This window comes from Microcoleus sp. MOSTC5 (genome assembly GCF_036701825.1).
In the GTDB taxonomy this organism is placed as follows: Bacteria; Cyanobacteriota; Cyanobacteriia; order Cyanobacteriales; family Microcoleaceae; genus Microcoleus; species Microcoleus asticus.
Window position 1 is genome coordinate 23,066 of sequence record NZ_JAUBRK010000077.1, and the last position, 9,564, is coordinate 32,629.

The 9,564-nt window shown below is 45.6% G+C and carries 10 protein-coding genes; 8 read left to right on the plus strand and 2 right to left on the minus strand.

Annotated features, from left to right (window positions below; translation table 11 throughout):
- Window positions 1-24: 24 nt before the first annotated feature.
- The gene (locus QUA54_RS29630) at window positions 25-567 is read right to left on the minus strand and encodes an acireductone dioxygenase (protein WP_333418078.1); all 543 of its coding nucleotides are present in this window, start codon (window positions 565-567) and stop codon (window positions 25-27) included.
- A 508-nt stretch (window positions 568-1,075) separates the two neighbouring features.
- Between QUA54_RS29630 and der the strand changes: the two genes are divergently transcribed.
- The 8 genes from der to proC all read left to right on the plus strand — a co-directional run bounded on the left by der (window position 1,076) and on the right by proC (window position 7,607).
- Window positions 1,076-2,437, plus strand: a complete 1,362-nt coding sequence (der, locus tag QUA54_RS29635; protein ID WP_333191526.1) for a ribosome biogenesis GTPase Der — start codon at window positions 1,076-1,078, stop codon at window positions 2,435-2,437.
- 106 nt (window positions 2,438-2,543) lie between these two features.
- Window positions 2,544-2,915, plus strand: coding sequence for a four helix bundle protein (locus tag QUA54_RS29640; protein ID WP_333418080.1), 372 nt, complete (start codon window positions 2,544-2,546; stop codon window positions 2,913-2,915).
- Window positions 2,916-3,156: 241 nt separating this feature from the next.
- The gene (locus QUA54_RS29645) at window positions 3,157-4,152 is read left to right on the plus strand and encodes an energy-coupling factor transporter transmembrane protein EcfT (protein WP_333418082.1); all 996 of its coding nucleotides are present in this window, start codon (window positions 3,157-3,159) and stop codon (window positions 4,150-4,152) included.
- A gap of 165 nt (window positions 4,153-4,317) precedes the next feature.
- Entirely contained in the window at window positions 4,318-4,776 is a 459-nt protein-coding gene (gene acpS, locus QUA54_RS29650; RefSeq protein ID WP_172190292.1) for a holo-ACP synthase, read from the plus strand.
- A 42-nt stretch (window positions 4,777-4,818) separates the two neighbouring features.
- Window positions 4,819-5,088: a transcriptional coactivator PipX gene (gene pipX, locus QUA54_RS29655; protein WP_006634205.1), complete on the plus strand. Its 270-nt coding sequence runs from the start codon at window positions 4,819-4,821 to the stop codon at window positions 5,086-5,088.
- A gap of 72 nt (window positions 5,089-5,160) precedes the next feature.
- On the plus strand, window positions 5,161-5,826 hold the full coding sequence (locus QUA54_RS29660; RefSeq protein WP_333418084.1) for a YggS family pyridoxal phosphate-dependent enzyme: 666 nt from the start codon (window positions 5,161-5,163) through the stop codon (window positions 5,824-5,826).
- 117 nt (window positions 5,827-5,943) lie between these two features.
- The gene (locus QUA54_RS29665; RefSeq protein ID WP_333191520.1) at window positions 5,944-6,561 is read left to right on the plus strand and encodes a cell division protein SepF; all 618 of its coding nucleotides are present in this window, start codon (window positions 5,944-5,946) and stop codon (window positions 6,559-6,561) included.
- A gap of 200 nt (window positions 6,562-6,761) precedes the next feature.
- On the plus strand, window positions 6,762-7,607 hold the full coding sequence (proC, locus tag QUA54_RS29670) for a pyrroline-5-carboxylate reductase (protein WP_333418086.1): 846 nt from the start codon (window positions 6,762-6,764) through the stop codon (window positions 7,605-7,607).
- A gap of 36 nt (window positions 7,608-7,643) precedes the next feature.
- On the opposite strand, the gene QUA54_RS29675 is transcribed toward proC, so the two are convergent.
- Window positions 7,644-9,488, minus strand: a complete 1,845-nt coding sequence (locus QUA54_RS29675; RefSeq protein WP_333418088.1) for an ABC transporter substrate-binding protein — start codon at window positions 9,486-9,488, stop codon at window positions 7,644-7,646.
- Window positions 9,489-9,564 lie beyond the last annotated feature (76 nt).

Sequence of the window (9,564 nt, forward strand, 5' to 3'; positions counted from 1 at the left end):
AAGGTGTGCACGGATCGCACTACATTAGTTTTTAATTTTTAACTTCCTGTTGGTGTACTGAGGAACCCACCCTTGAGCAGTGGTGTAATACTGCACGGCTTTCAAGTACAACGACGGAGTGAGATAAAACCAATGTTCGGTATTTGCTGGCACTTTAATGTATTCTTCAGCTTCCAGCATTAACTGTACCTGACAGCCGTTAGAATACACAAACCCAAAAACACATTCCCCAGCTAAAATGTGAAGAACTTCTGGATCTGTGTGGGTGTGAGTGCGATTGCTTTGAGCCATAAGCGGGTAAATCTGTGGCGAACCGGGGTGCAGCACTTTTAAGTCGCACCACTGACATCCGTCTGCACGCTTGAACTGTTGAAACTCGCTTTGAAACGCTGCGAGTATCTGCTGTTTTTCTGTTACATTGAGAATGTCTTGGGCTAGCAGTTCTCGAACCGCAGGATTTTCCCTCATTGGCAGACGATCGATCTGAACATTTAAAACAGCCAGTTGGCTGGCGATCGCCCCGATATCCCTATAAGTCCTACCGTCTTCTAGTTGTATAACAGCCATGTAAACCACCTATTTATTTGGCTTTGAGGATAATTTAGTTTACTGTTTCCATCTAGTGTGACAGACTAAAATCCTGCTTGTTTTCTATAATAGCCGATCGCTAAAATTAGATATTTGGTCTAACAATTTATTAAACATTTATCACAGCTTAACTATAAAAATTAAAATTTTAACTTTTATTTAATAAGATTGAGAGTAGAGAGTAGGGTTCCATGCAGACTGCACCTTACTGGTTGAAAAAAATGGTGACTAAATCTCCCAAAAATTTAAAGACCGCCAAACCCCGAGCAGTTTAGAGAATCAAAAATGCAAAAATTAGCTGCCAAGCAATTTTCCACAGTACGGGTGGCTACCTAACAGCGCGCCGAACGACTAGAAAATGCGTAGGACAAACCGACAAAAACAGCTAACCTCAATACAGAAATAAGCCTTTCCATTTGAGTGACATTCCCTTATAATTAAAGATTAAAGCTCAAAATTACTGCGCAGCCTAATTGCTGCTACTTTTATGCCTCTACCTATAGTTGCTATTATTGGACGCCCCAATGTAGGCAAATCGACGATCGTCAACCGTTTAGCCAACACCCAAGACGCGATCGTCCACGACGAACCAGGAATCACGCGCGATCGCACTTACAGACCGGCTTACTGGGGCGATCGGGAATATCAAGTCGTAGACACCGGCGGTCTAGTATTCGACGACGAGACAGAATTTCTGCCTTTAATTCGCGAACAAGCAATGGCGGCCCTCGCAGAAGCCAGCGCAGCCATTTTCGTAGTAGACGGACAAACCGGGCTCACCGGCGGCGACGAATCGATCGCATCTTGGCTGCGACTGCAAAAAGTCCCCGTCATTCTCGCCGTCAACAAGTGCGAATCGGAAAATACAGGACTCACCCAAGCAGCAGACTTTTGGCAATTGGGACTCGGAGAACCTTACCCAATTTCAGGCATTCACGGCAACGGCACTGGCGAATTGCTCGACAAATTAATTACTCACCTTCCCACGGAAGCGTTACCAGAAGTTGAGGAAATTAAAGTAGCAATTATCGGTCGTCCCAACGTCGGCAAATCGAGTTTGTTAAACGCATTTCTCGGAGAAAATCGTGCCATAGTCAGCCCGATTTCCGGCACAACCCGCGACGCGATCGACACCTTAGTAGAACGCAACGGTCAAACCTACCGCCTGATCGACACAGCCGGAATCCGCAAAAAGAAAAACGTCGAATACGGCGCAGAATTTTTCGGCATCAACCGCGCTTTCAAAGCCATCCGCCGCGCCAACGTCATACTGTTAGTAATTGACGCAATTGACGGCGTTACCGATCAAGACCAAAAATTAGCCGATCGCATCAGCCAAGAAGGTCGAGCCTGCATCATAGTCGTCAACAAATGGGACGCAGTAGAAAAAGACTCCGACACCATCTACGAGTACGAAAGAGAAGTAAGAACCCGACTTTATTTCCTCGACTGGGCAGAAATGATTTTTGTTAGCGCCATGAGCGGACAGCGAGTTGAAAAAATCATTGAATTAGTAGACAAAGCCTCCGACGAACACAAACGCCGCGTCACTACCGCCGTCATTAACGAAGTCATAGAAGAAGCCACAAGCTGGCACTCAGCCCCAGTTACCCGCCAAGGAAAACAAGGCAAAATCTATTACGGTACTCAAGTACGATCGCAGCCACCGACAATTGCGCTGTTTGTCAACGATCCCAAACGCTTTACCGAAAATTACCGCCGCTACATGGAAAGCCAATTTCGCAAACACCTCGGCTTTACCGGTACACCAATGCGGCTGCTTTGGAGAGGCAAAAAAGTTCGTGCCACAGAAATGAGCACAACAAACAGAGCTCTGCGCGTCAAGTAATTTTAGATTTTCGATTTTGGATTTTAGATTGAAGAAAAAAGGCGGTTAAATGATATAATTGCTTGCCAATTACCGCAAAATTTTTCATCTAAAATCTAAATATCGGATGAACGAACAAGAGTTTAAACAAAGAACGAAGCAGCTAGCATTAAGAGTTATTAAGCTAGTAAGTTCACTGCCCAAAAATACCGTTTCTGAGGTAATTGGCAAGCAGTTAATTCGTTCAGGAACTTCTGTAGGGGCTAACTATCGAGCAGCTTGTCGCGCTAGATCGACAGCAGACTTAATTGCCAAACTCAGAAGAGTGGAAGAAGAAGCGGATGAATGTTTGTACTGGATGGAGTTGATAGTTGAAGCTAAATTAGTAGATGTCGATAATTTGAGGAGTATCATGTCAGAAACAAATGAAATTTTAGCGATGACAGTTGCCTCCATCAAAACTTTAATTGCTAAAAACCCAACAGCAAATCGCAAATAAATAAAACAATCTCAAACCCACAAAAATTGCTAAGCTAAAATCAAACTATCCCAACCATAAATCAAACAATCCCCAATCAAACAATCAAACAATCAAACAATCCCCAATAAAACAATCAAACAATCAAACAATCCCAACCATAAATCAAACAATCCCCAATCAAACAATCAAACAATCCCCAATCAAACAATCAAACAATCAAACAATCTAAAATCTAAAATCTAAAATCTAAAATCGCAAGATGGACTTACTTCGATCGCTCCCCATCGGACTATACCTAGAACAACCAATAACCTGGCTTCACCGGCTAGACTCCCGCGTAAAACTAGCTTGGTTGATGACATTTCTGATTGCGCCAATACTCGCCAATCCCATCTGGCGGTTGATGCTGGTAGGAATGTTAATCGTACTGACACTAACAGCAGCAATCCCCTTGCGGGTTTGGAAACAGCAAATGGGACTGCTGCTGCTATTCTGCATTTTAATATTTTGCTTGAGCGCGATCGCTCCAGACGCACTCCCATCAGAACACCAGCCCCGCATCCCCGCCGACGAATTCACCTTTTCCCAACAGCCCGCAACTCTTCCACCCCCGCCCCAGCCAAAACCCTGGTACAAAACTTTTAATTTAGGCTCAAACCCCCCAATCCCAAATCCGAAATCCCAAATCTCAAATCAACTCCCCCAACCCACAAACTACCGTTACGTTTTATTCAAACAAGGCCCGATTAAAATCACCCGCAAATCCCTAGATTTAGCTATCAACGTCAGCACCCTATTTTTCACAGTAATTTACAGTACCAACCTCTATCTCCTTACCACAGCCAGTGAAGAAATCACCAGCGCGATCGAAAACTTAATGCAACCTCTGCGCCGCTTGAACTGGCCTGTTACCGAAATAGCGCTAACATTAACGTTATCTTTGCGCTTCATTCCCCTAGTATTGGAAGAAATACAAAATTTAGTGCGATCGGTCAGAACCAGAGCGATCAACTGGAAAAAACTCGGATTTCGCCGCGCCGCTCAAGTTTGGTTGATGATAGCCGAGCGACTGTTAGAAAACTTGCTCTTGCGAGCCGAACAAATAGCCAGCGCCATGAAAGTTCGCGGCTTCACCAGTCCCGATCGACACCGTGTAGAATGGCACCAGTTGCAATTGAAAATCCGAGACTGGATCGCCCTCGGGTGCTTGATCGTCCTCTGGAGTGCCCGCTTCGTTTGGGGTTGGGACAGTTGAGATTTTAGATTTTAGATTTTAGATTTTAGATTGAATAATATTGAAGGATTGGCAAGGACTGATTCGAGCGGGGTTTGGAACACGGGCATACATTTGAGTAAGTTGTGTCTGGTACGTGACAGTCCTGCTAAAGTAATGGAGACAAATATTTAGAGATCCAAGACCTTGAACATCTATCTTGGGACAGATATCGTATATGTTCCGCGCATTCAAGCTGCATTAGACCGCTTTGGCGATCGCTTCCTCGAAAAAGTTTACACGCCCGCCGAACAAAGGGACTGCGGGCAACTAAATTCTCAACACAGCAGCATTAAAGGTAAAATGAATCGAGTTTCCTGCAACCAACTAGCGGGGCGCTGGGCAGCAAAAGAAGCTGTTGTCAAAGCTCTAGGCACGGGATGGCGGGGAATACGGTATGCAGATGTGGAAATTCGGCGTTCCGAAAACGGTGCTCCCAATGTGCAACTGCACGGAAACGCTGCAGCACGAGCCTCTGTTTGGGGAAATTGCCAGTGGCAATTGAGCCTCAGCCATGACGGAGACTATTCTATGGCTACGGCGATCGCCCTTTGTACCCCGCCCTCTAACAACGCCGTGCCCACAAACACCGAAACTAAAATCTAACATCGAAATCTTTAATCTAAAATTGACCGACTGTAAACTTGAATGACTACCGAAACTTACCTGAATCATCCAAACTTTGGCCTCCTCTTCAGGGTATCCCAGGTTGAAGACAGCCAAGAATTATTTACCACCCTATACGCCCAACGCCTGTTTTTTTTGGTGACAAACGGCCCAGGCGGGCTGAGATTTGAACCAATCAGCCGCTCCGACGCTCGCCTCATGGTCGAAATTCGCCTGCGAACCCTGCGTCGCAGCGGACAATATCAAGAGTACGACCAATTGCAGACCATTCACCAGCGCACGTTTCAATAACGAAAATCAGTAATTTGGTAATTGCTAACTGTCTTTATTTTCCTTCCCTCCAGTTCCCAGCGTTGAGCAACCATGACCATAGCCTCTCGAATTAACAGCATTCGCCAACACTTGCCTGCATCAGTGCGGTTAATTGCCGTTACCAAACAGGTACCGACTGATGCTATCCGCGAAGCATACGACGCCGGTATCCGGGATTTTGGCGAGAGTAAGGTTCAAGAGACTGCCGAAAAACAAAGCCAACTGCAAGATTTACCGGATATCAACTGGCACTTGATCGGCCACTTGCAAGCCAACAAAGCCGCTAAAGCCCTAGAGCATTTCCAGTGGATTCATTCTCTAGACAATTTAAAAATCGCTCAGCGACTTTCGCGCTTGGCGGGCGAACAGTCCTGCTCTCCCCAAGTTTGCCTGCAAGTCAAAATGTTGCCCGATCCGGACAAATACGGCTGGAGCGTTCCAGAACTGCTTGCCGACCTTCCAGAACTCAACAAATGTCAGCATATCAAAATTCAAGGTTTGATGACAATACCCCCACAGGGGTTAAATGAGTCGCAAATCCTAGAATTATTTAACAGCACCCGCGAACTTGCTGACAAAATCCAGCAGCAAAATTTGCCCTGCATTCAAATGCAACAGCTCTCGATGGGGATGTCGGGAGATTATCATTTGGCAATTCAAGCAGGTGCTACTATGGTACGGCTAGGACAAACCTTATTTGGCTCTAGGAGGGGATAAATAATTGAAATCTTCTGATAAAGACAATTTAGGTTAAATATAGAGTAGTCAGCCACCCGCAACTAACGCGCAACGCGAGTATAGTCGGGGTAGCAAAGTCGTGAAGGAGCGTGAATCATGAATATTTTTTCTAAACTGCGAGATTTTGTAGGCATCAACAATGAGCCTGAGTACGATGACGTGTACGACGAAACGGAAGGAGAGCGCTATCAGAACTTCTACCAAGCGCCTGAACCCAACCCCGCTGCAGTCGCAGCAGCAGAAGAAGAACGTCGTCAAAATCGTAGAATGCGGGAGCGGTCAGTAGTAGGATCGACAGGTATGGATGTCGTTGCACCAACCGGGGGAGTAGGGTCAGTAATGAATAACGTGATTGGAATGCCTGGAGCTATGAACGGGATTTCGGAAGTAGTAGTAATGGAGCCGCGCACTTTTGAAGAGATGCCGGCAGCAATTCGAGCCCTTAAGGAACGGAAGTCTGTGGTTTTGAACCTGACGGTGATGGACCCAGACCAAGCGCAAAGAGCTGTGGACTTTGTGGCGGGCGGTACTTATGCCCTTGACGGTCATCAAGAGCGAATTGGCGAAAGTATTTTCTTGTTTACGCCTAGCTGCGTGCAGGTGAGAACTCAGTCTGGTGTGGTTCACGAAGTGCCTCCAGCCCAAGGACGGCCCCGCCCTGCTGCTCCTGCACCTACAGTCTGGCCGGCAGAACAAGCTCCAATGGCTCAGTAGTCAGTAGTTAGCAGTCAGTTGGCAGTGGTCAGTAGTCAGTAGTCAATAGTCAGTAGTCAGTAGTCAGTAGTCAATAGTTAACAACTAATAACTGTGGAATAAACACTGCGGATTAATAACATTAGCTAACAACTAAGTAACCAATGACAACTGACAACTGAACAACTGACAACTGATAACTCAAAAGTGACAAGTGACTAATGACTAACATAAAATTTGGTACGATCGGCGGCGGGGTAATGGGGGAAGCTCTCTTATCCCGCTTAATTGCACAAAAAGTTTATTTGCCTTCAGAAATATTAGTGAGCGAGCCACAACTTCAACGGCGCCAATTTTTGACGGAAACCTACGGGATTGGAACAACAGCCAGCAATCTAGAAGTTGCTGCCGCTACAGAAGTGCTGTTTTTGGCGATTAAACCGCAAGTTTTTGATACCGTAGCTTTGGAGTTGGCGGTGGCAGCCGATCGCAAACAGGGAAATAATGGAGAAACGGCTAATTCGCAGCCTGAAGCGGTAGTAGTGTCGATTTTGGCAGGAGTGCCGCTCAGCAAGCTCGAACCAGCCTTCCCGGGGCGGGGAGTGCTGCGGGTGATGCCGAATACTCCGGCGACGGTGGGGGCGGGAATGAGCGCGATCGCTCCGGGAAAACTTGTTCAATCGGCTGATTTAGAATTGGTAAAGCGCATCTTTCAGGCCGTCGGAGAAGTGGTAGAAGTACCTGAGAGTATGCTGGATGCGGTGACGGGGCTTTCGGGTTCCGGGCCCGGTTATGTCGCAATTTTGATTGAGGCCTTGACAGATGGCGGAGTTTGTGCAGGTTTGCCGCGGGCGATCGCTTCTCAATTAGCCCTGCAAACAGTATTCGGTACGGCGAAACTATTGCAAGAAACGGGAATGCACCCAGCAGAATTGAAAGATCGGGTGACAAGTCCCGGCGGCACAACTATTGCGGGAATTGCTAAATTAGAGAGTAGCGGCTTTCGTTCTGCGCTGATCGAAGCAGTGAAAGCAGCTTATTTGCGTTCTCAAGAATTGGGCAAATAAGTCAGGAATTACGCACAGAAACAATCATAAACGAGTTCAATCGCACTTTAAACCTGCCGCTTTTGCCGTCGGATATTTGACGGGAACAAAAGCTCCACCAAACTCTTCTTTTCGACACTTGACAATATGCACCAATTCGCTGGGGGGATTTTTGCGATCGCCATTCTTTCCAAACTGAATAGTTCCCGTTCCTCCTGACGCAATAAAATTCTGATTGGAAAGCGTTTTCTGCATTCCTTCGCGGCTGGGTTGCTGTTGCATTTCCATTGCCTTAATCAGTGCAATAGTTGCATCGTAAGCTAAGGCTGTATCGGTATTTACCTTTCCTCCCCACAGCTTTTGAGCCTGTTGAGGAAATTTTTTATTAAGACTACTTAAGGGATGCCAGGGGACAGACACGATTAGTTTTTCAAAAGATTTTAGCTGGGATGCTGCTTCTAAAGTTCTCCACTTGTAGAGTACCCAAATTCCGGCTATCCAATTGCGATCGCGGTTGGCTTTAACCATTGCGATCGCGTTATTTAATGAATTGGTAATTTGACCGTCTGGAGATAACACGATCGCTGTTTCTCCTGTTCGCTGAATTTCATTTAAAGCTGTTTGGGCGTTAAATTCATTTTTCGATAAATCGAAGTCGCGAGTTCTGACTATTTTTCCTTTTTTGTCATCTTGAAACTGCCTTTTGAATGCTTGTGTAAAGTAAGAACCGGACGAACTGCCGGGATTGTATAAAACTGTTGCTTGATTTTTACCTACTGACCGCAGATACTTTGCTAAACTTTGAGCTGCAAACCGACTCGAATAGGATGTGCGAAAGAAAATTTTTCGATGCTTTTCTGTCAGTTCTTCCGTTGTGCTTCCCGGAGAAATCAGCACCAGATTATTTTGGTCATAAATATCTATCGCTGATAGGGTAATTTCACTGGCATAATGACCTACTACCCCTAAAATATCCTGCTGTTTAACCAGTGCATTTGCTGTTTTAATTGCCTCTGCTTTGAGATTCGCATCGTCAGCAATGATGACTCTCAGACCTTTGCCGTTAATAGCTTTGGCTTCGATCGAGCTTTGACCGGGAAAGTTTTGATTCCTCTCAGTAGCAGCGATTAATCCTAAATTAACTTCGGTTTGGGCTTGGGCAACGCCGCGCAAAAGTTCTTTTGCCGAATCTGCATTAACGGCAGAACCTGACTGATTTCTCAGGATGGGAACGGCAACAGCAATGGTGTAATAATCAGCCTTTTTAGTTTGCAAGAAAGCATTGTTCATGTAAATTAAAGTTTCAGGATCGATGCTGTCTTCTTCGTTCCAGGATTTTTTGAATAAATCAAAAGCCGATTGATAATTTGATTGGGCAAATTCCTCAACTCCCTTTTGCTTTAACCGAGGTGAAGAAGTTTTGACGAGGATTTCTTCGCCGCAACTCAAAGCATCTCCCTGGATTAAAGGACAAGTTTTAGGTGTAATTGTGCGTAAAAAAATAGGGGCTGCAAGTCCCGCTGTCATTCCCGCAACTGCCAATGGTAACAAGCTAAAGATCGATCGAGAAAACAGCCTGCGTTTCGGCGGTGGTGAGTGCAACGCTGTTAGCGATCGCAAATCCTGCAACACTTCAGCAACAGATTGATAGCGATCGTTAAAGTGGTAGCGCACCATCTTATTTAAAACTTTTTTCAGCTTGTCGTTAATTTGTACCATCGGGCTATCGTCACTTGAGTAGTGCCAGACGAGTTCCCCAGTTTTTTTATCATGAAAAAAGTCTTCAATATCTAACCCTGCGATCGCTTGAATGCCGATGATTCCCGCAGCATAGATATCGCTGTTAAATCTGGGCTGATTTTTCCACTGTTCGGCTGGCATATAACCGCAGGGCGAACGCATCTAAATTTTATGTTAACAGAATATGGTATATTGGATGACAATTATTGAGTATCCAAAAAACATTTAATTAGAGTTT

Excerpts from the sequence above, each read along its gene's own strand:
- QUA54_RS29630 (WP_333418078.1), bottom strand. The coding sequence starts at position 567 with ATGGCTGTTATACAACTAGAAGACGGTAGGACTTATAGGGATATCGGG.
- der (WP_333191526.1), top strand. The coding sequence starts at position 1,076 with ATGCCTCTACCTATAGTTGCTATTATTGGACGCCCCAATGTAGGCAAA.
- QUA54_RS29640 (WP_333418080.1), top strand. The coding sequence starts at position 2,544 with ATGAACGAACAAGAGTTTAAACAAAGAACGAAGCAGCTAGCATTAAGA.
- QUA54_RS29645 (WP_333418082.1), top strand. The coding sequence starts at position 3,157 with ATGGACTTACTTCGATCGCTCCCCATCGGACTATACCTAGAACAACCA.
- pipX (WP_006634205.1), top strand. The coding sequence starts at position 4,819 with ATGACTACCGAAACTTACCTGAATCATCCAAACTTTGGCCTCCTCTTC.
- QUA54_RS29660 (WP_333418084.1), top strand. The coding sequence starts at position 5,161 with ATGACCATAGCCTCTCGAATTAACAGCATTCGCCAACACTTGCCTGCA.
- QUA54_RS29665 (WP_333191520.1), top strand. The coding sequence starts at position 5,944 with ATGAATATTTTTTCTAAACTGCGAGATTTTGTAGGCATCAACAATGAG.
- proC (WP_333418086.1), top strand. The coding sequence starts at position 6,762 with ATGACTAACATAAAATTTGGTACGATCGGCGGCGGGGTAATGGGGGAA.
- QUA54_RS29675 (WP_333418088.1), bottom strand. The coding sequence starts at position 9,488 with ATGCGTTCGCCCTGCGGTTATATGCCAGCCGAACAGTGGAAAAATCAG.